Annotated in this window: 23 protein-coding genes and 1 other RNA gene; 12 read left to right on the top strand and 12 right to left on the bottom strand. The window is 69.3% G+C overall.

The features are described from left to right. Positions 1–60: 60 nt before the first annotated feature. From AB0N89_RS26885 to AB0N89_RS26870, 4 genes are read right to left on the bottom strand one after another with little or no spacing between them, the layout of a single operon-like run. Positions 61–570, bottom strand: coding sequence for an SRPBCC family protein (locus tag AB0N89_RS26885; protein ID WP_364209464.1), 510 nt, complete (start codon positions 568–570; stop codon positions 61–63). Then, on the bottom strand, positions 567–893 hold the full coding sequence (locus AB0N89_RS26880) for a metalloregulator ArsR/SmtB family transcription factor (protein WP_364209462.1): 327 nt from the start codon (positions 891–893) through the stop codon (positions 567–569). Before AB0N89_RS26880 ends, AB0N89_RS26885 begins: the two co-directional genes overlap by 4 nt. A 43-nt stretch (positions 894–936) precedes the next feature. After that, positions 937–2,307 carry a gluconate:H+ symporter gene (locus AB0N89_RS26875; protein WP_364209459.1) on the bottom strand — a complete coding sequence of 457 codons (1,371 nt, stop codon included), beginning with the start codon at positions 2,305–2,307 and terminating at the stop codon, positions 937–939. Next, positions 2,304–2,798 carry a gluconokinase gene (locus tag AB0N89_RS26870; RefSeq protein ID WP_364209456.1) on the bottom strand — a complete coding sequence of 165 codons (495 nt, stop codon included), beginning with the start codon at positions 2,796–2,798 and terminating at the stop codon, positions 2,304–2,306. The genes AB0N89_RS26875 and AB0N89_RS26870 overlap by 4 nt, the downstream gene beginning before the upstream one ends. A gap of 127 nt (positions 2,799–2,925) precedes the next feature. Between AB0N89_RS26870 and AB0N89_RS26865 the strand changes: the two genes are divergently transcribed. Both AB0N89_RS26865 and AB0N89_RS26860 read left to right on the top strand, forming a co-directional pair. Beyond that, the gene (locus tag AB0N89_RS26865; protein WP_364209521.1) at positions 2,926–3,597 is read left to right on the top strand and encodes an FCD domain-containing protein; all 672 of its coding nucleotides are present in this window, start codon (positions 2,926–2,928) and stop codon (positions 3,595–3,597) included. 38 nt (positions 3,598–3,635) lie between these two features. Beyond that, positions 3,636–4,592, top strand: coding sequence for a CobD/CbiB family cobalamin biosynthesis protein (locus AB0N89_RS26860; RefSeq protein ID WP_364209453.1), 957 nt, complete (start codon positions 3,636–3,638; stop codon positions 4,590–4,592). 216 nt (positions 4,593–4,808) lie between these two features. Here AB0N89_RS26860 and AB0N89_RS26855 read toward each other — a convergent pair whose 3' ends face one another. Genes AB0N89_RS26855 through AB0N89_RS26845 form a run of 3 tightly spaced genes read right to left on the bottom strand, consistent with a single transcriptional unit; the run spans position 4,809 to position 6,791 of the window. Beyond that, positions 4,809–5,429 carry an FMN-binding negative transcriptional regulator gene (locus AB0N89_RS26855; RefSeq protein ID WP_364209451.1) on the bottom strand — a complete coding sequence of 207 codons (621 nt, stop codon included), beginning with the start codon at positions 5,427–5,429 and terminating at the stop codon, positions 4,809–4,811. Positions 5,430–5,484: 55 nt separating this feature from the next. Beyond that, positions 5,485–6,306 (bottom strand): SURF1 family cytochrome oxidase biogenesis protein, encoded by an 822-nt coding sequence (locus AB0N89_RS26850; protein WP_364209448.1) that lies wholly within the window; start codon positions 6,304–6,306, stop codon positions 5,485–5,487. Positions 6,307–6,329: 23 nt separating this feature from the next. Further along, positions 6,330–6,791, bottom strand: coding sequence for a low molecular weight protein-tyrosine-phosphatase (locus AB0N89_RS26845; RefSeq protein ID WP_364209445.1), 462 nt, complete (start codon positions 6,789–6,791; stop codon positions 6,330–6,332). Between the two features lie 130 nt (positions 6,792–6,921). On the opposite strand from AB0N89_RS26845, the gene AB0N89_RS26840 reads away from it, so the two are divergent. Continuing rightward, entirely contained in the window at positions 6,922–7,239 is a 318-nt protein-coding gene (locus tag AB0N89_RS26840; RefSeq protein WP_364209442.1) for a hypothetical protein, read from the top strand. 86 nt (positions 7,240–7,325) lie between these two features. Here AB0N89_RS26840 and AB0N89_RS26835 read toward each other — a convergent pair whose 3' ends face one another. Continuing rightward, on the bottom strand, positions 7,326–7,883 hold the full coding sequence (locus AB0N89_RS26835; protein ID WP_364209439.1) for a chorismate mutase: 558 nt from the start codon (positions 7,881–7,883) through the stop codon (positions 7,326–7,328). A gap of 31 nt (positions 7,884–7,914) precedes the next feature. On the opposite strand from AB0N89_RS26835, the gene AB0N89_RS26830 reads away from it, so the two are divergent. From AB0N89_RS26830 to AB0N89_RS26815, 4 genes are all read left to right on the top strand, one after another. Further along, positions 7,915–8,736, top strand: coding sequence for a Nif3-like dinuclear metal center hexameric protein (locus AB0N89_RS26830; RefSeq protein ID WP_364209436.1), 822 nt, complete (start codon positions 7,915–7,917; stop codon positions 8,734–8,736). A 17-nt stretch (positions 8,737–8,753) separates the two neighbouring features. After that, positions 8,754–9,491, top strand: coding sequence for a C4-type zinc ribbon domain-containing protein (locus AB0N89_RS26825; RefSeq protein ID WP_364209433.1), 738 nt, complete (start codon positions 8,754–8,756; stop codon positions 9,489–9,491). Next, entirely contained in the window at positions 9,488–10,603 is a 1,116-nt protein-coding gene (locus AB0N89_RS26820) for a bifunctional RNase H/acid phosphatase (RefSeq protein WP_364209430.1), read from the top strand. The genes AB0N89_RS26825 and AB0N89_RS26820 overlap by 4 nt, the downstream gene beginning before the upstream one ends. Before the next feature lie 112 nt (positions 10,604–10,715). Beyond that, the gene (locus AB0N89_RS26815) at positions 10,716–12,452 is read left to right on the top strand and encodes a hypothetical protein (RefSeq protein ID WP_364209427.1); all 1,737 of its coding nucleotides are present in this window, start codon (positions 10,716–10,718) and stop codon (positions 12,450–12,452) included. 18 nt (positions 12,453–12,470) lie between these two features. Here AB0N89_RS26815 and sfnG read toward each other — a convergent pair whose 3' ends face one another. The 4 genes from sfnG to AB0N89_RS26795 are packed head-to-tail and all read right to left on the bottom strand — an operon-like array spanning position 12,471 to position 17,383. After that, entirely contained in the window at positions 12,471–13,598 is a 1,128-nt protein-coding gene (gene sfnG / locus AB0N89_RS26810; protein WP_364209424.1) for a dimethylsulfone monooxygenase SfnG, read from the bottom strand. 32 nt (positions 13,599–13,630) lie between these two features. Next, the gene (locus AB0N89_RS26805) at positions 13,631–16,411 is read right to left on the bottom strand and encodes an AAA family ATPase (protein WP_364209421.1); all 2,781 of its coding nucleotides are present in this window, start codon (positions 16,409–16,411) and stop codon (positions 13,631–13,633) included. Positions 16,412–16,442: 31 nt separating this feature from the next. Further along, positions 16,443–16,832 carry a zf-HC2 domain-containing protein gene (locus AB0N89_RS26800; RefSeq protein ID WP_364209418.1) on the bottom strand — a complete coding sequence of 130 codons (390 nt, stop codon included), beginning with the start codon at positions 16,830–16,832 and terminating at the stop codon, positions 16,443–16,445. After that, positions 16,829–17,383, bottom strand: a complete 555-nt coding sequence (locus AB0N89_RS26795) for a sigma-70 family RNA polymerase sigma factor (RefSeq protein WP_364209518.1) — start codon at positions 17,381–17,383, stop codon at positions 16,829–16,831. The genes AB0N89_RS26800 and AB0N89_RS26795 overlap by 4 nt, the downstream gene beginning before the upstream one ends. A 261-nt stretch (positions 17,384–17,644) precedes the next feature. Between AB0N89_RS26795 and AB0N89_RS26790 the strand changes: the two genes are divergently transcribed. From AB0N89_RS26790 to rnpB, 5 genes are all read left to right on the top strand, one after another. Next, complete coding sequence (locus AB0N89_RS26790) at positions 17,645–18,292, top strand: DUF4142 domain-containing protein (protein ID WP_364209416.1); 648 nt, start codon at positions 17,645–17,647, stop codon at positions 18,290–18,292. Beyond that, complete coding sequence (locus tag AB0N89_RS26785) at positions 18,289–19,086, top strand: ferredoxin (RefSeq protein WP_364209413.1); 798 nt, start codon at positions 18,289–18,291, stop codon at positions 19,084–19,086. Before AB0N89_RS26790 ends, AB0N89_RS26785 begins: the two co-directional genes overlap by 4 nt. Continuing rightward, positions 19,083–20,366: an FAD/NAD(P)-binding oxidoreductase gene (locus AB0N89_RS26780; protein WP_364209411.1), complete on the top strand. Its 1,284-nt coding sequence runs from the start codon at positions 19,083–19,085 to the stop codon at positions 20,364–20,366. The genes AB0N89_RS26785 and AB0N89_RS26780 overlap by 4 nt, the downstream gene beginning before the upstream one ends. Then, positions 20,287–20,847, top strand: a complete 561-nt coding sequence (locus AB0N89_RS26775; RefSeq protein WP_364209409.1) for a hypothetical protein — start codon at positions 20,287–20,289, stop codon at positions 20,845–20,847. The genes AB0N89_RS26780 and AB0N89_RS26775 overlap by 80 nt, the downstream gene beginning before the upstream one ends. A gap of 14 nt (positions 20,848–20,861) precedes the next feature. Then, positions 20,862–21,260: RNase P RNA component class A (gene rnpB / locus AB0N89_RS26770), an RNA gene on the top strand. Positions 21,261–21,460 lie beyond the last annotated feature (200 nt).

Genomic DNA, 21,460 nt, shown 5'->3' with positions numbered 1-21,460 from the left:
CCGTGAAGGCCTCCTTGAGGGACTCAGAGTCCCTCAAGGAGGCCTTCACGGACCATCGGCTCAGGAAGCGGCGTGGACGAGCGGCGCGTCCGTCTCCAGCAGCGACTTGAGGTCCGAGAGGATCCAGTTCCAGCCGCCACCGGCGTTCTCGCCCGGTCCGGCGTCGATGTCCTCCTGCGAACCGTTGACCAGCGCGGCCGTCGTCGGCGCGCCGGTGACGTCGTGGGTGACGGTCAGCCGGGTGCCCGCGGTCTTCGTCTCTTCGATCTCGTAGGTGAGCTTGGTGTACGGCTCCTTGTCGAAGGACGGGTCCATCCGCAGTTTCCAGGTGATGACCAGCTTGCGCGGCGGGTCGGCTTCGAGCACCTCGCCGTCGACCAGGTCGTTCGTGAACCCGGCGTCGACGTAGTCCTTCGTCGGGTGGGTGGCGTGCTTGCCACCCGGTCGCAGGTCGTAGTCGACCAAGCCGGTGTAGCCGTACTTCTGCGACCACTCGGGCTTCGTGAGGGCCTCCCAGATCTTCTCCGGGGTGGCCTTGATGTAGACGCGGTAGACCTGGGTGTCGGTCATGAGGGCTCCTCGGTTTCCAGTTCGGCTTTGAGTTCGAGCAACGCGGTCACGGTGCGCTCGGTGAACTTGTCGATCCACCGGTCGTGGATCTGCCTGATCGGAACCGGGTTGAGGAAATGCTTCTTCTCCCGGCCCTCCTTGCGCGTGACGACAAGTCCGGCTTCTTCCAACAGCTTCAAGTGCTTCATCACCCCGAACCGGCTCATGTCCACTTCGGACTCGAGTTCGGTCAGCGTGCGGCCGTCACGCGCGAACAGCTGGTCGAGGAGGAACCTGCGGGTCGGATCCGCCAGGGCCTTGAAAACCAGGTCGTCGTCAGGCACGTCGGAAGAATAGGTGACCAAAAGGTCACATGTCAACCGGTGGTCACGAAAGAAGGGCGCCGAGTGGCAGGATCAGCGCGATCGCCGCCACGGAAATGATCGTCTCCATGATCGACCAGCTCTTCAGCGTCTGCCCGACCGAAAGCCCGAAGTACTCCTTGACCAGCCAGAACCCGGCGTCGTTGACGTGCGAGAAGAACAGCGAACCGGCGCCGATCGCCAGTACCAGCAGCGCGCTGTGCGACGGGTCCATGGTCGCCGCGAGCGGCGCCACGATGCCGGCGGCGGACACGGTCGCGACCGTCGCGGAGCCGGTGGCGAGCCGGATCGCGACCGCGACCAGCCAGCCGAGCAGCAGTGGCGACAGGTTCGCGCCGGTGGCCAGGCTGGTGATGACGTCGCCGACCCCGGCGTCGACGAGGGTCTGCTTGAACCCGCCGCCCGCGCCGACGATGAGCAGGATGCCGGCGATCGGAGGGAGCGAATCGGCCACCGTGGACGACAGCTTGTCGCGCGTGAAGCCCGCCGATTTGCCCAGGGTGAGCATGCCGAGCAGGACCGCGGCGAGCAGGGCGACCAGCGGATCGCCGATGAAGTCGAGCACGCGGCGGAGATGGTTCTCCTTGTCCAGCAGGATGTCCGCGAGTGCCTTGCCCATCATCAGGGCGACCGGCAGCAGCACGGTGGACAGCGTCGCGAGGAAACCGGGGCGGCGGCCTTCTTCGGACGAGGACTCCGGGACGAGCCTTTCCGGCGCGACGGCGTCCGGGACCATCTTCGCGGCCAGCCTGCCGAACAGCGGTCCGGCGATGATCACCGTCGGGATCGCGACGAGCAGGCCGAAGGCCAGGGTGAGGCCGACGTTCGCGTTCAGCGCGCCCGCGGCGGCGAGCGGGCCGGGGTGCGGCGGGACGAGACCGTGCAGCACCGAAAGCCCGGCGAGCGCGGGGATTCCCAGCATCAGCAACGGTTTCCCGGTGCGCTTCGCGACCAGCAGGATTACCGGGATCAGCATGACCAGGCCGATTTCGAAGAACATCGGCAGCCCGATCAGCACGGCGACCAGAGCCATCGCCCACGGCAGGGCGCGGTCGCCCGCGCGGCGCAGGATGGTGTCGACGATCTGATCCGCGCCGCCGGAGTCGGCGAGCAGTTTTCCGAGCATCGCGCCGAGCGCGATCAGCACGCCGACCGAGGCGACGGTGGAGCCGACACCGGAGCTGAAGCTCTTGATCAGCTTGTCGACCGGCATGCCCCCGACGAGCCCGAGCACGCCGGAACCGAGGATGAGGGCCAGGAACGGATGCTGCTTCGCCTTGGTGATCAGGACGACGATCACGGCGATGGCGAGCACCGTCGCGCCGATGAGACGGGTGTCGTGTCCGGTCCAGGCGGCGGCGAGAGTGGTGGTCATGAGAGGTCCTCGAAAGCGGAGAGGGCGGTTTCGACGATTTCTTCCGGCTTCATCGCGATGTCGGCGACGAGGCCGTACTCGTCCGGTCGCAGCGGCTCGAGGTCGGCGAGCTGGGAGTCCAAAAGGGACACCGGCATGAAGTGACCGGAGCGGTGCTTCATCCGTTCCGCGAGCAGGTCACGGTCGCCGTGGAGGTGCAGGAACCAGACTTTTCCGCCACCCCGCAGGATGTCGCGGTAGCGATGCTTGAGCGCGGAAGAGGTGACGACGCCGCCGGAGGACTGGTGGTCGGAGATCCAGGCGGCGATGGCTTCGAGCCAGGGTCGCCGGTCCTCGTCGTTCAGCGGGTGGCCGGAGCTCATCTTGTCGATGTTCGCCTGCGGATGGAACGTGTCCGCCTCGGCGTAGTCGACGCCGAGGCGTTCGGCGAGTGCCGTGCCCACGGTCGTCTTGCCCGAGCCGGAAACACCCATCACCACGATGACGGTCATCCGTACCTCCCACGTCGTTGTAGCCGGGACGAGTACAGCTCAAAAGTACTACTTAAGCAAGATGAAGTACTACTTAATCGAGTCAGAACGTTAGGGTCGCCTGGTGGGCAATGACAGGCATGCCGAAATGCTCGACGCGGTCGGCTCCGCGATCGCGAACGGACAGTTGCCGCCGGGTTCCGTGCTGCGTTCCGAGGAGTTGCAGGAGCGGTTCGGCGCGTCCCGGACGGTGGCGCGCGAGGTGGTGCGCGTCCTCGAAGCGATGTGCCTGACCAGCAGCAAGCGCCGGGTCGGGGTGATCGTCCGCGAGCCGCGTGAGTGGAACCATTACGACCCGAGACTGCTCCGCTGGCAACTCGACGGATCCGAGCGGAAGGCCGCGTTGCGCACGCTGACCGAACTGCGCTCCGGTGTCGAGCCGTGTGCGGCCCGGTTCGCCGCGCTGCGGGCGACGCCGGAAGAGGGCGGCCGTCTCCGCGCGCTGGCGAAGCGGCTGGAGGAGACGGCGCACCGGCGTGACCTCACGACCTTCCTGGGGCACGACGTCGCTTTCCACGATCTGCTGCTGGCCGCATCGCGGAATCCGATGTTCGCGCAGCTTTCCGCGGTCGTCGCCGAAGTGCTCGCCGGTCGCACCGGGCACGGGCTGATGCCGGAAGAACCCCAGCCCGAGGCCGTCGCGCTGCACGTCGAGGTCGCGGCCGCCGTCGACGCCGGCGACCCTGACCGGGCCGAACGCGCGATGCGGGACATCGTCATCCAGGCGCGTGACGAGATGGCCGTCCTTCTGGACGGATGATCTTCGAGTAATCTCGGCAGGTCTTCGAGGTCTACTGCATGCAGGGGGCGACGGTGAGCGCGGCGCGCGCGATCGGCTTGGTGTTGGGGGTGGCCGCGGACGGGGCGATCGGGGATCCCCGGTCACGGCGTCCGGTGACGGCGTTCGCCAGGGCGGCTTCGGCGGTGGACGCGAAGGTCCGGTCGAAGCACCCGGCGGCCGGCGTGCTGTGGACCGGCGGCCTCGCGGGCTCGGCCGTCCTGGCGGGCGTGCTCGCCGAACGCGCAGGACGGCGCAGCCCCGTCCTGCAGGCGACCACGACCGCGGTGACCACCTGGGCCGTCCTCGGCGCCGCCGGACTGGCCGCGCACGGCACGTCGCTCGCGCGGGACCTCGAAGAAGGCGAACTCGAAACCGCCCGCGGCACACTGTCCACACTGGACCCCCGGGTCCCCGACGACCTGGGCGTCATCGGCCTTTCGCGCGCTTCGGTGGAGACGCTCGCCGAGAACACCGCGGACGTCGTCATCGCGCCGCTGGTCTGGGGAGCGCTGGCCGGGGTGCCGGGCCTGCTCGGCTCGCGCGTGATCAGCATGCTGCGGGGCCTCGGCAGGGGACGGACCGAGCGGTACCGCTGGCTCGTCGCCCGGCTGGACGAAGTCGTCCATCTCGTGCCCACGCGGGTCGCGGCCGGGCTGACCGTGCTCGCGGCGCCGGTCGTCGGCGGTTCGGCGGGCGGCGCGTGGCGGGCGTGGCGGCGGGACACGGCCGCGCACCCGAGCCCGAACGCGGGCCGCGTCGAGGCCGCTTTCGCCGGGGCGCTGGAGATCCGGGTCGGCGGGCGGACGGTGTACCCGCACGGGGTCGAGGAATTGCCGGTGCTCGGCATCGGCCGTAACCCGGACGCCGGGCACGTGACGCGGGCCGTCGAGCTTTCGCGGGTGGTCGGGTGGCTGGGCGCGATCAGCTCGGTGGTGCTGGCGGGTCTCGTCGGTCTTCGGCGACGGCGGCGCTGACCTCGCTGTTTCGCGGCCGGGGGAGCAGGGGACCTTTGCTGTCGCGGGCGCTGTGTGGAAATAGGGACGTTGAGTGTCCCTATTTCCACACACCCTGTACGCCGAGTAGTCGTGAACACGGACTGTGTGGATTTTGGTGCGTCAGACGCACCAAAATCCACACAGTCACCGCGAGACGGCCCAACCGCCGATCTCCGGGGGAGCAAGGGACCTTTGCTATCGCTCCCGCCGCGCCAGCTGCGCCCGCGCCTGACCGTCCCCGGGGCCATCGCGCCGCTCCAGCTCCGCGTCGATCCGTGAGCGGTCGGCGGGCTGCTTGTTCCCGCCGTACTTGAACTTCGCCCGCACCCCGGTCACGGTCAGCTCGACGCCGCGGATGCCGGGGAGCAGCCGTTTGTCCGGCGCCTCGGTGGAGCTGACCCCCACCCGGCCCGAGCCGGGTTCGAAGTGCGCGAGCTGCCGGTCCAGGAGCGCGGCCTTCTCCGCCGCGTCGTCGACCAGGCGGACGTCGCATTCGAGCTGGACGGACGCGTAATACGACGTCGGGACGCCGTGCGGCGGGTCGGCCGGGGTGTTCCATTCGGAGCGGATGTAGGTGTGGTCGTCGGTCACCGCGAGCAGCGCGCGCGGGTGGTCCTCCAGCAGCGGCCAGACCGGGTTGGGGCGCGCGAGATGCAGCAGGACCGTCCGGTCGCCGTCGAAGACGAAGTGCACCGGGTTGACGATCGGCAGGTCGCGGCCCGCGCCGCCGGCGATCAGCTGGCCGAAGTCGTGCGCCGAGAGCCAGGCCCGCCATTCGGCGTCGTCGTGGGCGGCGTCCCACGGGTGAATCAGCATGAGCGGAGTATGACCGCGCGCAATGGACCCATAAAAGGTCCATTTTCGCGTCGGATCAGGTGACCACTTCGGAACGTTCGTCCTCGGCCAGCAGCTCGGCGACACTCTTGCGCCGCTGCGGCCGTTCCGTGGTCAGCGCGCCGCCCGGCTTCAGCTCCCGGACGGTGAAGTACAGCCAGCCCAGCAACGCCATCACCCCGAACGCGATCCACTGGAGCGCGTAGGAGAAGAACGGCCCGGCATCGGTCTGCGGCAGCGGCAGCGCGCCCAGCACGCCGGGCTGGTCCACGTCGAGCTGGAAGTAGCCCGGCCGGATGTCCAGCTTCGCGGCCCGCGCGACGACCTGCGAATCGACGACGTAGCTCTGGAGCTTCCCGCCGGTCGACTCGTCGGCGAAGGCGTCGCGGTTCTTCCCGTCCCGCTCGTCGTGCCGTGCCCGCGTGACGATGTCGACCGTCCCGGCGGGAGGCGCGGCGAAGGGGAGGGCTCGCGACTTGTCGTCGAGCCGGACGTACCCGCGGTCCACCAGCACGATCGTGCCTTCGACGGTCCGGAACGGCGTCAGAACCTCGAAGGCCGCTTCGCCCTGTACGGAGCGAAGGCGCGCCACGACCTCGCCCTCGGGAAGGTACGTGCCCTTCATCGCGACCAGGTGCCATTCGGTGCGCGGATCAGGCACGGCCCCGTTGGGGAGCAGCTGCTCCAGCGACCGCGGCTGCCCGGAGAACGACTCCCGCAGCGCCGCGTTCTGGTGCTCGCGTTCGGTGTTGCGGGAGAACTGCCAGGGCGCCAGCAGCGTGAAGCAGGTGACGGCGAAGGTGAACACCACCAACGTCAACGCCAGCCATCCGGGCTTCAGCAGGAACTTCAACCGCACCCCACCACGGTAAGCGGTCCGCCTCAGGCGTGTGCGCGCACCCAGTCGAGCAGGCCCGGAACGGACCGCTCGATCATGCCGAGGACGTCCTCGAAACCGTCGTCTTCGCCGTAATACGGGTCGGGGACCTCGGCGCCTTCGGGCGCGGACGGGTCGAACTCGCGCAGCAGGCGGACCTTCGTCCGGTCCGGCACCTTGCGCCGGAGGAACGACAGGTGACTCTCGTCCGCCGCGAGCAGCAGGTCGGCGGCCAGATGCCCGCGGTCGACCTCGGCCGCGACGTGACCGGTCGGATAACCGTGTTCGGCCAGCTTCGCACGGGCCCGCTTGTCGGCGGCCTCGCCCACGTGCCAGCCGCCGGTGCCCGCGCTGGACACCTGGACGAGGTGGTCGAGACCGGCCTCCTCGACCTTCGCGCGGAAGACGAGCTCGGCCATCGGGGAGCGGCAGATGTTGCCGGAACAGACGAAGACGATGTGCAGCACCCGATCAGTGTGAAGGCCGCCGGACATCGACCGCTCACCGGCTCCGAACGGCTACCCGGCGCGTCGAACTGGAAAGCGGGGACGAAGCGGGAGTAGACCTCCTGCAGAGAAACACGCAGGAAGGTCGCGTATGAGCGCACCACTACCCATCGTCGAGTCCCCGGCAACCGGGCTCCGGTGGTATCGCATCACCGTCAAGCTTCCGCACCCCTACGAGGTCGGGCGGATCCTGTCGGAGCACCACTTCGTCCAGGCCAGATCGCCGAAAGAGGCGATGACCAGGATGCCGTTGCACCTCCGGACCAGCGCGTCCGTCGCGCCGTACCAGGTCGTCGAGCCCGACACCCCCGATCACACGACGGCCTACCGGGCGATGTTGTGGACGGGCCGCGTGATGCGCGCGGCCGGCCGCTGGGCGATCAACAAGGACGCGAAGGCGCTGGACTGACGGAGGCGACAGCAAAGGTCCCTTGCTCTCTTTCCGCAGGTCAGCGACCCCGGCGAGAGCAAAGGTCCCTTGCTCCCGCCCCGCGGTCAGGGGTGCGCGCAGGCCGACCGGACGGACTCCCCGAGCGCCACCGAATGCAACCGGTCCAGCCCGCGTCGCGCGTCCACCAGCCGCACGGTGACCGCCAGCCGCACGTCGCAGGACGCCCGCGCCCGCGCGTCCCGGGCCGCCGCGAGTTCGGCGAGCAGGCCGGTGTTGAGCCGGTCGATCACCGGCCGGACCTCGGTCCCCAGATCGGGCCGTTCCGGCGGCCGCGTCCCGGGGTGCTCGGTCCACTTCGCGTACAGGCCGCGTTGCACGACCTTGTTCGCCTCGATCTGGTCGCGGAAGAACCGCACGACGTCGTCGGCGTCGAGGCCGAGACCGGGCGCTTTCGCCGCGACCGAGTCGAGGATCTGCCGTTCCCGGACCGGGTCGTCGATCGGCGACGGCGTGCCGAACTTCGCGGCCGCGACCTTGTCGGCGATCTGCACGCGCCGCGCGGCCAGATCGGTCAGTGTCCAGAACCCCGGAGACGCCGAGGCGGGCGCGGGCACCGCCAGCAGTCCGGCCACGAGCAGCACGCAGAGCACCCGAAGTCGCATGTCCCGAAACGCTACATGCGAGGATCCCCCGGTGCCCGCGTTAGCCGAAGTCATCGCCGCCCTGGAGCAGGCGTATCCGCCCGAACTCGCCGAATCGTGGGACGCCGTCGGACTCGTCTGCGGCGACCCGGCCGAGAACGTGGCCAAGGTCCTGTTCTGCGTCGACCCGGTCGACGAGACCGTCGACGAGGCGATCGATGGCGGCGCGCAGCTGATCGTCGCGCACCACCCGCTGCTGCTGCGCGGCGTCCACGGCGTCCCGGCCGACAGCGCCAAGGGGCGTCTCGTGCACCGCCTGATCCGCGCGGGCGTCGCCCTCTATTGCGCGCACACCAACGCCGATTCCGCCTCGCCCGGCGTCTCCGACGCGCTCGCGGACGCCATCGGCCTGACCGTCCTCGGTCCGCTCGACCCTCGCGAAGACGGCGTCACCGGCATCGGCCGCATCGGCGAACTGCCTGCGCCCGAACCGCTTTCCGCCTTCGTCGAACGGGTCGCGAACGCCTTGCCCCGCACCGAACCCGGGGTCTACGGCGCGGGCGACCCGGATCGCCTGATCCGCCGCGTCGCCGTTTCCGGCGGCTCCGGCGACAGCTATCTCAAGCGGGCCACCGCGGCCGGGGTCGACGCGTACGTCACCGCGGACCTCCGGCATCATCCCGCCGGCGAACACCTCGCCGAGATCGCCGAAGTCCCCGCCCTGGTCGGCGTGACGCACTGGGCGAGCGAATGGCCGTGGTGTGAGCAAGCCTCGGACGTCGTCCGTGCCGCGTTTGCGGGTAACGTCGACGTTCACGTCTCCACGCGGTGCACCGACCCGTGGACGCTACGGGCCACCCGAACCGAGCACTAAGAACTTCAAGGAGCACCGTGAAGGCCGATCCCGCCGTCCAGCGACAGCTGCTCGAACTCGCGAAGGTGGACGCCGAACTCGCGCGTACCGCCCACCGCCGTCGCACCCTGCCGGAGATCGCCGAGATCGACGCGGGCGAGAAGACGGTTCGCGAACGACGGGACGCGCTGGTCTCGGTCCAGACGGCGGCGTCCGACCTCGACCGCGAGATCGGCCGCCAGGAGAAGGAGATCGAGTCGGTCCGCGCCCGTGGCGACCGCGACCGCAAGCTCCTCGAATCCGGTTCCGTCGCGGCGAAGCAGATGGCCGACATCGAGCACGAGCTGAACAGCCTGAACCGGCGCCAGTCCGCGCTCGAAGACGACCTGCTGGAGCTGATGGAGCGCCGAGAGGCGCTCGAACTCGACGCCCAGCGCACCAGCGCCGAGGTCGCGAAGGCCGAGGGCGAGGTCGCCGAAGCCGTCAGCCGTCGCGACGAGAACTTCACCGACCTCGACACCACGAAGGCGCGCCGCGACGAAGACCGCGCCAAGCTCCTGCCGCGCTTCCCCGAAGACCTGCTGAAGCTCTACGAGCGGGTCCGGGCGCACAAGGGCATCGGCGCGGCGCTGCTGCGGGCCCGCCGCTGCGGCGCCTGCCAGCTCGACATCGACCGGCGCGAGATCGCCGAGATCAAGGCCGCCCCCGAGGACAACGTCATCCAGTGCGAGAACTGCGGCGCCATCCTGGTGCGCACGCTGGAGTCCGGCCTGTGACCGAGCACGTGCTCGTCGAGGCCGACGGCGGGTCCCGGGGCAACCCCGGTCCCGCCGGGTACGGCGCGGTCGTCAAGGACGCGGCCACCGGCGAGGTGCTCGCCGAGCGCAAGGCCTTCGTCGGCATCGCGACCAACAACGTCGCCGAGTACGGCGGCCTGATCGCCGGACTCACCGCCGCCGCCGAACTCGGAGCGTCCACTGTGGACGTCCGGATGGACTCGAAGCTCGTGGTGGAGCAGATGTCCGGGCGCTGGAAGGTCAAGCACCCGTCGATGCGGCCGCTGAACGCCGAGGCCAATGAGCTGGCTGCGCGCTTCTCGCGGGTGCGTTACGAGTGGATCCCGCGCGCGGAGAACTCCCATGCGGACGGGCTCGCGAACGAGGCGATGGACGCCGGGGCCGCGAACAAGCCGGAACCGCCCGAGAAGACCGTGAAGCAGGACAGGATCAGCCCGGTCGGCTGGACCGGCGCGACCGGGACGCCGACCAAACTGCTCCTCGTGCGGCACGGCCAGACGGCGATGTCGGTCGACAAGCGGTACTCCGGCCGCGGCGACGTGCCGCTCACCGAGCACGGCAAGCAGCAGGCGGCCGCCGCCGCGAAACGCCTCGGCGCGATGGAGGGCCTGGTCGTCGACGGCGAGGTCGCGCCGATCATCGCCTCACCGCTGATCCGCACCCAGCAGACCGCGCAGGCGATCGCGGACGCGCTCGGCGGCCGGGTCGAGACCCATCCCGGGCTGATCGAGACCGATTTCGGCGACTGGGAGGGCCTCACCTTCAAAGAGGCCATGGACCGCGACCCCGAATTCCAGACCAGCTGGCTCTCCGACACTTCGATCGCGGCGCCGGGCGGGGAGAGTTTCGACGGCGTCCACCGGCGTGTCCGCAAGGCCCGCGACGAGCTGATCGCGCAGTACGGCGGACGGACACTGGTGCTCGTCAGCCACGTCACGCCGATCAAGGCGCTGCTGCGGATGGGCCTGGACGCCGGGCCGTCGCTGCTGTTCCGTCTGCACCTGGACCTGGCCTCGCTGTCGATCGTCGAGTTCTACCCGGACGGCAACGCCTCGGTCCGCTTGGTGAACGACATCTCGCATCTCTCGTAGCCTGGAACTGTGGCGCGGATCACGCCTGCATATGACGTGTCGCGGGCGCCCGATGGGGTATTGGCTACAGTTTTGACGACGGGCACGTGAGCGAAAAGGCAAAGACGGGGACATGACGGCGAGCGCACTGAGCGAAGCTTCCGAAAAAGACGTGCCCGACCCGGCCGAACCGCCGGCCCGTCGTGGCCTGGCCGCCCGGATCGCCCCGTACCTGGCGGTACTCGCCGGTGTCGCGGCGCTGGCCTGGCACGCCACCCTCTACGGCCACTGGATCGTCGACGACGCGGCCATCACCTTCTCCTACGCTCGCAGCTTCGCCGATGGGCTCGGCCCGGTGCTCCAGCCGGGGCAGCCGTCGGTCGAGGGCTGGTCGAACTCGACCTGGCTGGTGCTGCTGGCGGTCGGGAAGCTGTTCGGCGTCTTCGACAGCGGCACGTTGTTCGGCCTGCCCGACTACGTCCTGTTCCCGAAGCTGCTGGGGCTCCTGTTCACCGCCGGGACGCTGGCCGCCTGCCACGTCGCGGCGAAGCAGATCTTCGAGCGCTTCGCCTGGCTGGCGACACTGGTCACCGGGCTGACGCTGGCCGCGATCCCGTCGTTCGTCATCTGGACGGTCTCCGGGCTGGAGAACTCCCTGTTCGGGATGGCCGTCGCCTGGCTCGCCGTGCTGCTGTTCGTGGCCGTCCGCAAGAACACCGTGCTCACCGCGAAGGTCGCCATCTGGTCGGGGGTGCTGGTCGCGTTCGCCGCGCTGACCCGTCCCGAAGGCCTGATCTACGGCGCCGCGTACCCGCTCGTCGTCCTGTTCCAGCTGCGGAAGCCGCTGCTCGGGCAGAGCGTGAAGTTCGTCGTGGTGTCGGTGGTCGCGTTCGCGATACCGTTCGGCGCGTACCTCGCCTGGCGGATCGCGGAGTTCGGCAGGCTGCTGGCGAACCCGTCCATCGCGAAGGGGCAGGGCCTGCCCGGGCTTTCGGCGCTGAAGCAGCCGTTCGAGCTGGTCGGTTACGCCGGTGTCGCCGGGACGATCCTGCTGGCGCTGACCATCGGTTACGCGCTGGTCCGGGCGGAGTGGCGGCGGGCGTTCGTCGCGCTGCTGACGCCGCTCGCGCTGGGCATCGTCGCCTACGGCGTGATGGTCCCGGACTGGATGGGCCAGCACCGCTTCGCCACCCCGATCTGGATCCTCGCCGCGCTGGCCGGAACGCTGGCCGCGGGCGAACTGCTGCGCCGCTCGCGCGCGGTGCTGCGGACCGTCGTGGTGCTCGTGCTGGTCGCGGCCGCGATCCCGTCCGGGATGGGCTTCGCGTCGTCGACGGAGAAGTTCCAAAAGTCCCCGACGGTGCCCGCTTGCCTCATCGCCGACCGCTTCGGCCGCGGTTTCAACACGATGGCCGACATCCTCGGCCTCCAGCAGGCGTCGCTGCTGCTGCCCGACCTCGGCGGCTCGTCGATGACCAGCCGTCTGCACCTGGTCGACATGGCCGGGCTGGTCGAGGCGGACGTCGCGGACTTCGTCAAGAAGGGCGACATGCCGGGGCTGCGCGACTACGTGTTCGACAAGGTCAAGCCGACTTTCATCCACTCGTGGGGCCCGTGGGCCGCGGGCAACGGCATCGCCGTCGACCCGCGGATCGACCGCGACTACGAGCCGATCTTCGTGTACCCGGGCGGTGGACTGCGCAACGGGGACTTCGTGCGCAAGGACGCCGTCTCCAGCCCTGAGAAGCTGAAGGCCGTCCAGGACTACGCGGCGAAGACCATGCCGGAGGTCGAGAAGCTGCGCTTCGGCAAGCCGCTCAACGACTGCGGTGCCTCCATGAAACCCGGCCAGACGGTGTACCTGCCGTAAGACCACGCATTCGGGGAGTCAGGGGGCGGAAGCGGCGAGGGGCTCGGGGGTGGCGGCGCCGCGCTCCAGGTCCGCTTCCTTCGCCCGGATCACCGGCAGCACGTGCTTCCCGAAGTACTCGACGTCTTCCAGGTAGTGCAGGAAGCCGAGCAGCAGCAGGTTCGCGCCGCGTTTCTTGTACTCGATGGCCCGGTCCGCGATCTGTTCCGGTGTGCCGATCAGGCCGGTGCGGAAGCCGTCGTTGTACTGCACCAGATCCTTGAACTCCGAGTCGGCCCACATCCCCTTCTTGTCCGAAGTGGAGCCGCCCGCCTGCTTGACGGCGTTGCGGAAGCCTTCGACGGCGTCGGCGTTCGCCTTCTCGACGATCTCGCGCAGCACGGCCTTCGCCGCACTTTCGGTTTCCCGCGCGATCACGAAGCCGTTGAGCCCGAAGCGGACGGCGTGGTCGTTCTCGGCCGCGTAACCGCGGACCTCCCCGACCTGCTCGCTGAACCCGTCGAAATCCTTGCCGTTGCTGAAGTACCAGTCCGAGACCCGGCCCGCGAGCTTCCGCGCCGCGGTGGAGTTGCCGCCCTGGAAGATCTCCGGATGCGGCCGCCCGACCGGTTTGGGTTTGATGTCGAAATCGTGGATCCGGTAGAAATCGCCGGCGAATTCGGCGTGGTCGTTCGTCCAGAGCTCCTTCACTACGCGAATGAACTCCTCCGAACGCCGGTACCGTTCGTCGTGTTCCAGCCACGGTTCACCGAGGCCGGTGAATTCGTCCTTGAACCAGCCGCTGACCACGTTGACCGCCGCGCGCCCGCCGGAGATCACGTCCGCGCTCGCGATGAACTTCGCGAGCACCCCGGGATGCCACAGTCCGGGATGGATCGCCGCGATCACCTTCAGCCGCTGCGTCGCGAGCAGCAGCGCGAGGCTGAACCCGGTCGATTCGTGCTGGTAGGCGGCACCGTAGCTGGCCGTGTAGCGGACCTGGCTCAGCGCGTATTCGAACCCGCTGTTCTCCGCGAGGACGGCGAGTTCCCGGTTGTACTCGTATCCCCAGTCGGTGCGCTGCTCGATGTCGCTGGTGACCAGGCCGCCGCTCACATTGGGGACCCAATAGGCGAATTTGAGTGGTTCGGATTCGATTCCCGGCATGCCGCGGAGTGAACCGCCGCCCCCGGAAATCGTCAATCGCCGTCCACGCGCTGAGACCGGCCGAGCGCGGAACCCAATTCGGTGCGTCCGGTGATCTCCAGTTTCCGGTAGGCGCCGGACAAATGGAGTTCGACGGTCCGGCGGGTCAGGTGCAGCGACTCGGCGATTTCCCGGTTGGTGAGACCTTGTGACGCCATCACCGCGACGCGGTATTCCTGTTTGGTGAGGCCGTGTTCGTTGTCCTTCGCCGTCGACAGGCTCGTCCGCGCGTCCCGCAGCGCTTCGGCGGCCCGCCTCGTGATCGGCCGCGCCCCGCAGTGCTTGCTCGACTGCGTGGCCCGCCGCAGCGTCACGATGGCCTTTTCGTTCTGTCCACGCCGGGCTTGGAGTGAGCCGAGTTCGGTCAAGGCCTCGGCCAGTGCCAGTTTCGCGGTCGATCCGCCGAGGACCTCGACGGCCTTGGTGAGCAGCCGTTCGGCCTCCTCACCGACGCCGTCGTCGCGGACGAGACCGGCCGTGGTCAGCGCGCCGCCGAGGATTCTCGGCGTTCCCCAGTGCTCCGCGGCGGCGAGGTCCTCCTCGGCGAGCTTGGCGGCCGCGTCCGTGCGCCCGAGCGCCAGCGCGGTGCGCGCCGCGTGTGCCCGCCAGGGGGCGAATCCGGGGAAGCGCATGCCGTGGTGTTCGAGACGACGCCCGCAGCCGCGCAGGTCTTCGTAGCCGACTTCGGGTTCGCCGGAGGCCGCCCGGAGTCTGCCACGGGCGTAGAGCAGGTAGTTGTGCGTGAAAAGTGCTTGTGTGGCCCCGAAATCGATTCGGTTTAGCAAAGCACTCGCGACGTCGTGGCGGCCGAGATCGACCGAGACCTCGATCAGCCTGGCCGCGCACAGCACCGCGATCGGGCACCGGCCGGTGGCGCCGCGTTCGTCGAACTGCCGCACCAGGGATTCGTAGTGGACGCTCGCCCGCACCAGATCGCCGCCCGCGTGCAGGGCGATCCCGCGGGCGAGGGTGGCGAGGGCTCCCTTCGGCACATGGAAGTCCCAGGGCAGGCGTTCGGTGTCGAGGACCTGGCAGAGTTTGTCGGTGAGGGCGGCCTCGTCGGCGAGCACGGCCGTCGCGAGTGTGAAGAAATAGGGCTGTTCGAACAGTTCGGGTTGTTCACCGGACAGCGCGTCCCCGAAATGCCGGACGGCGTTCGCCGAAGACTTCCCGCTCCGCACCGTGTCGAGCGCGAGCAACCCGGAACGGCTCTGTTGCGCGGCGGGATCGTTCAGCGGCGCCCATTGCTGCTCGAAATCGCGGAAGTCCGGCGGCGGCCCGAGTCTGCTGCCCGCCTCGGCGAGATACGTCATGCACAGCAGCGGCCAGACGGCGTCGGGCCCGCCCGCGTCGAGCCGAGCGGCGAACTGGCCCGCGGAGTTGATCGCCAGCCGCGCGTCCGGACCGCAGCACAGCGAAAGGATCATGGCCGTCGCGGCGAAGGCCGCGGTTTCGCGGTCGTCGATGTGGTCGACGGCCTCGCGCACCCTGGCGGGCGCCGCGTCCGGGTCGCAGTGGAACTCCGCGTGCGCGAGCTGCAGCAGGATCGCCATCCGCTTGCGTTCGCTGAGCCGTTCCTCCAGCGCCCGCGCGAGGAACCGGACGGCGAGCGCGGGATCGCCCGCGACCACCGAATGCCGGGCGGCCAGCCGCAGCACGTCGACGGCCCAGGGGATCCTGATCGCGGTCGCCTCCAGGAGGTGGGTGCCGACCCGCTCCGGTTCGGCGCCCGCGTCGTGCAGGAGCCGCGCCGCCCGCGACTGGGTGACCGCCCTGGTGGTGAGCGGCATGTCGGCGAGCACCGAGTTGCGGACGAACCGGTAGGTCAGCGCGGGCCGGTGGCTGTTGGTGAGCAGACGCGCGCGCACCATCGTGTCGATGGCCTCCAGCGCGGTGATCTCGTCGACCCCCGCGAGCCGCGCCAGCAGATCGAAGGTCGCGTCCTCGCCCAGGATCGCGACGGCTTCGAGCATCTTCGGCGCGGCGGTGTATTCGTGCATGCGGACCCGCAGCACCTCGCCGATCATCGCCGAGCCGGCGGTGCCGAGGTCCATCCCGGGGGCCAGGCGGCGGCGCAGCGCGCCGAGCAGGTACGGGTTCCCGCCGGTGACCTCGCGGCATTCCTCGGCGAACCGGCCGAGGGAGATGCGGAGGAACTCGGCGGCGTGCCGCGTCCCCAGCCCGCGCAGCCGGATCGTCGCCGGCGTACAGCCCGACATCTCCAGCAGGGCGACTTCGCCGCTCTGCAACTGCCCGATCAGCGCGGTCAGCACGATCATCACCGGCAGATGCTCCACACGATGCCGGATGTAGGCGAGACAGCGCATCGACCACGGGTCGGCGAGGTGGATGTTGTCGATGCCGAGGAAGATCGGGCCCTGTTCGGCGGCGTGGCGCACGGCGTGGAAGAAGGCGTCGAGCGCCTCGGTCTGGTCCTGCTCGCTCCGGGGACCGCGGTCCGGCGGCGCGTGGCTGAGCCCTTCGAGCAGTTGACGGCCGACACCGCCGATCAGGTGCGTCTCCAGCCGGGACGCGGCCGCGATCGCGACGGTGAAGCCCGCGGCCTCCGCGAGTTCGCCGGCGGCGCCGAGCATCGACGACTTGCCCATGCCGAACTCCCCGACCACCACGGCGCTGGTGGCGCGGCCGCGCAGGGCGTTCCGGAACAGCCCGGTGATCGTGCCGAGTTCGCTGTCGCGACCCAGCAATCCGGCGGGGCGCTTCGGTACCGAAGGCCCGCCGAAGGGAGTCTCGGGATTTACTTCGGTATGCACCGTAGAGACCTTCGTGTCGGCTTGCGGCAGACTACTGGGACGTGGGTGGTGACGGGAGCGATCGCTGGTCGTCGAGGGGATCGGAGGGCACGATGTCCGCATCCGAGGAGACCCGCCGATGCCGGCAGGACGACCGCTGTGCCGACATCAGGGCCGCGACGCCGCACGCCACCAGGACCACCACGAGGTTGGCCACGATCATCGACAGCCGGCCGCAGCGCCGGACGACGGCGGCGCCGGGGGACAGGTAGCGCAGATCGGCTCTCGCCAGCGCGTCTTCCACCGACGTGAACTCCGCGACGTGGCGGCCGCAGCGCCCGCAGCCCCGCAAATGCCGTTCGAAGGCATACGCCTCGGCGCGGTCGAGCACACCGAGTACGTACGCCGCCGCGTCGGTGTGTTTCACCTTTCGCTTCATCATCGCGAACCCAGCTCTCCTAACGACCGTCGCAATGTCCTCATAGCCGCGTACAGCCGTGATTTGACCGTTCCCTCCGGTATTCCCAATATCACCGCCGCCTCCCGGACCGTATGTCCGGTCAGATACGTCTCGTAGATGACCGCTTGATATTTGCTGTCCAGATAGCGTAGCGCTTCGGAAATGACGAGTGCGGACAGTGACTGATCGGTCTGGTCCGCTATTTCGGCGTTTTCGGAACTGTCCAGCTCGACCTCTTGGGGGCGGGCGCGCCGGTTTCGCCAGCCGTCGATGACTATCCGGCGGGCGACCGTGAGCAGCCAGCCACGCAGCATTCCCGGCTCACGGTTCAACGTGTCGGAATGCTGCCAGGCACGGATCAGCGTTTCCTGGACGACGTCCTCGGTCCATTGCTGATCATGGCCGGTCAGGTACATCACCTGGCTGAACAGTGTCTCCCGGAAGTCTTTGTACAGCAACGAAATCAGCTCTTCGGAAAGCTCGCTCGACCGACGCTCGCCGCCGAATCGGCATTCTCTGCCCACTGCTTCCATGAAGTTCGGGACCTCCCCAGTGGTGGAGGATTTCGCGGGTTCGTACACCGTAGCGCAGACTATCGCCGTGAGCCATGTGCAGTAGTGCTCCGTTTCGTTATTGGTTGTCCGGTACGTACGGCGACGATAAACGGTTCTAAAAGTGTTGTGTGATGCACATCACACCTGACGTGCGGGCGGAGATCGAACCGCCCGCTCCGGTTCCCCGTACTCCCAGTGAGGTGCTTTGTTCGATGCGTATCCGCAGTGGGGACGGGTGAAATGATCTATCGACTGCTCGGAGTGGTGCTCGCCTTACTGGTGATCGTTCTCGGAACACCCGGCCACGCCTTCGCGGAAATCGATTCCCATGATCGGGAACTGCTCGTGCGAGTCCGGCAGGCCTGTTTGTGGGAAGGCCCGGCCGGTCGGCAGGCGGAACAGCGCGCGAGCGCGCAAAGGGTGCGGGAGGTCGGCCGCAAACTCGCCGACGACCACGACCGCCTCGACGCCCAGGTCCGCGGACTCGCTTCGAAGGTCCGGGTCGGACTCCCCGGCGAGCCCACCGAAGAACAGCGGTCCTGGGCCGAAGAGATCGCCGGTGCCGTCGGCGCCGACTTCGACCGTCTCTACGTCAATCGCACCCGCGCCGCGCACGGGAGCATCTTCGGCCTCGCCTCCCAGGTCCGGGCCGCCACCCGCGACGACGCGATGCGGTCCTTCGCGCAGAACGCCGTCGACACCGTCATGCGGCACATGACCCTCCTCGAAAGCACCGGCATCGCCGAGACGACGTCGTTGACGGTCGTCTCCACCGGCGGCGAACTCGACGGCGGCGACGTCTTGTTCGGCATCCTCTTGGCGCTGGTCGCCGGAGGAGCGACGTTCGGGCTCGTGCGGGTTCTCGGCGTACCGGGCGGGCGGGCGTGACGGCCGCGCTCCTGGCGGTGATCCCCGCCCCGTCGCCGCACGACAGCGGAGTCCGGGACATCGCCACGCTTTCGGCCCGGTTCGCCTACCTGACGATGTGCCTGACACTGGTGTGGGGAGTGCTGAGCGCGACCGGCTGGATCAGGCGGGTCACCGGTCACGAGGCGCTGCGCGGCGGGCACGTCGTCCTCGCGGTGTTCAGCCTCGCCACCGGGGTCGTCCACGGCCTGTCCTATCTCTTCCTCGACGACGGCTCGTTCGGTGTGCTCGCGCTGCTGATCCCGCTCGCGGGCGGCGGGTTCGCGCGGCACGCGGCGGGCGTCGTCGGACTGGAGCTGTTCATCGCGGTCTCCGTCACCGCCGCCTTGGGGCGCCGGGTCAAAGGGTGGTTCCACCAACTCGGTTATCTCTCGGTCGGCCTGCTGGCGATCCACTCGTGGCTCGGCGCCGCCGCGAACGGGAACCTCGCGACGGTCTGGCTCGGCGGGATCACCGTGCTCACCCCCGCCGTCGTGCTCACCGTGCTGCGGGCGCTGCCGCCGTGGACGCTGATCCGCCTCGGACTGCTCGACGGCGGCGCCGGCCGGGCCGAACCGGTCCGGATCTCCGTCGACGACAAGAAATGCCACAGCTACGCCATCTGCCAGGCCGAGGCGCCCCGGGTCTTCCAGCTGCAGGACGACGGCCAGCTGCGCTATCTCCGAAAACCCGGCGCCAGACAGCTGCCACTGGTCCAGGCCGCGGCCCGGGCCTGCCCGATGCGAGCCATCCACCTGCGAGGGACGGGACAATGAGCGAACGGATCGTCGTGGTCGGCGGCGGACTGGCGGGACTGCGCTGCGCGGAACGGTTGCGGGAATTGCGGTTCGACGGCGAACTGGTGATCGTCGGCAGCGAACCGGACCTGCCCTACCATCGCCCGGCGTTGTCGAAGCAGCTGCTGACCGGCACCACGAACCCGGCGGAGATGGCGCTCGCCCGGCTCGACGAGATCGACGCCGAATGGCGGTTCAGCACCCCGGCGACGCATCTGCAGCCGGGCCGCCAGGTCGTCCATCTGCCCGGCGCGGAGGAACTGCCCTACGACGGGCTCGTCATCGCCTGCGGTGTCGAACCCCGGCGGCTTTCCGGTGTCCCGCACGGACATCCGCGGGTGGTCGTCGTCCGGACCCTGGCCGACGCCGCCGGACTGCGCGACAACCTCGCCGCCGGCCACGGGCCGGTCGCGGTGCTGGGCAGCGGGTTCATCGGCTGCGAGGTCGCCGCGAGCCTGCGCGAGACGGGACGCGAGGTCACCGTCATCGGCCGGTCGGCGCATCTGCTCGGCGAGGTCGTCGGCAAGCACATCGGGCAGAAGCTCTCGGCGCTGCACCGCTCGCGCGGGGTGCGGCTGGCGCTGGGCGCGTCCATCGACAGGTGGCAGACCACCGCGAACGGGCTGCGGCTGAGGTCGTCCGACGGCTGGATCCTGGACGTCTCCTGCGTCGTCGTGGCGGTCGGGACCGTGCCGTCGATCTCGTGGCTGCGCGGGTCCAAGCTGCCGCTCGACGACGGCGTCGTCTGCGCGCCGACCTGTCACGTGCTGGGGATGGGCACCATCGTCGCCGCCGGTGATGTCGCGCAGTGGCCGAATCTGCGGTTCGACGAGACGCCGAGACGGGTCGAGCACTGGCTCAACGCCGTCGAGATGGGCCGAGCGGCGGCGGAGAACCTCCTCGCCGGGCCGCAGGATTCGCGGCCTTTCGCACCGGTGCCGCGGTTCTGGTCCGAACAGCACGGCATGCGCGTCCAGGCGGGCGGCATCCCGAAGCTCGGCACCGACACCGTCGCGCTCGCCTCACCCGTCGGCGGCGAACGGCCGGTCACCGGTTTCGTCCGCAAGGGGCGTCTCGTCGGTGTCGTCGGCCTCGACAGCCCGTCCGCCGTCCTCCACTGGACCAACGAGATCGCGGAACAGAACCCCGTCGACCACCCGGGAGAAACGGAGACGCCCGATGCGCCGATCGCGGTTGACCATGCTCGTCGTCATCGCGGTGCTCGTCGTGGGCGCCGCGACGTGGTGGCAGGCGGCTGAACCCGTGGCGCTGACGGCGAGGGCCCCGGTCACCGAGACCCTCCCCGGTCCTCGTCTCCCGCCGACGGCCACCTCGCGTCCCAGTTCCCCGGCGGAGGTTCCGCCCGGCACGCGGCTGACGGCCGTCTACATGACCCGGATGGGGCAGGCAGTCCTCGACGAGACCGGCGCCGTCCTCTTCCGGTACGAACGCGACGACCCGCACAAGGCGCGCTCGGCGTGCCTCGGGGACTGCGCCGCGGTGTGGATCCCCGTCACGACCGACGGCACGCCTTCGGTGACCGGCATCGATCCCGCTCTCGTCGGCACCATCAAGCGGCCCGAAGGCGCTCGGCAGGTGACGTTGGCCGGGCGGCCGCTCTACAAGTTCGCCAACGCGCGCCCGGGTGAATGGACCGGTCAGGGCGCCGACCACCTGTGGTTCGTCGTCAAAGCCGACGGGCAGCGCAACCTGAACTGCGTGCCCGGGCCCGTGCAGTAGGATTCGCCGACGGACGAGTCGGCGGGGCGGCCGCGAGCCGGGAAACCGGTTCGAGGAAAGTCCGGACTCCACAGGGCAGGGTGGTTGTTAACGGCAACCCGGGGCGACCCGCGGGACAGTGCCACAGAAAACAGACCGCCTCCGCTCGCTTCGCGGGCGGAGGTAAGGGTGAAACGGTGGTGTAAGAGACCACCAGCGTCCTGGGTGACCAGGACGGCTAGGTAAACCCCACCCGGAGCAAGGCCAAGAGGGAGCCGCGAGGCTCCTGCGCAGGCGACCGAGGGCTGCTCGCCCGAGTCTGCGGGTAGGCCGCTCGAGCCCGCCGGCGACGACGGGCCTAGATGGATGGCCGCCGCTCGCTCAGCCGCAAGGCGGGGCGAGGACAGGATCCGGCTTACACGCCGACTCGTCCGTACTTCTTTCGCCGCCCGCGCGCCACCCGCGCCGCGAGTGTGTCAGGAAAGGGTCGTTCATGACACTTTTCGTCCTGAACGACCCTTTCCTGACATTCGGGAGTTTTCGGCCCGTGAGTAGGAGGTCCGTGAAGGCCTCCTTACCTACCTTGAGAGTAGGTAAGGAGGCCTTCACGGACTTCGGCCCAACACCTGCGCCG

It is taken from the genome of Amycolatopsis sp. NPDC089917 (assembly GCF_040684635.1).
Taxonomy (GTDB): domain Bacteria; phylum Actinomycetota; class Actinomycetes; order Mycobacteriales; family Pseudonocardiaceae; genus Amycolatopsis.
This window is presented reverse-complemented; position numbering and strand designations above follow the sequence as displayed.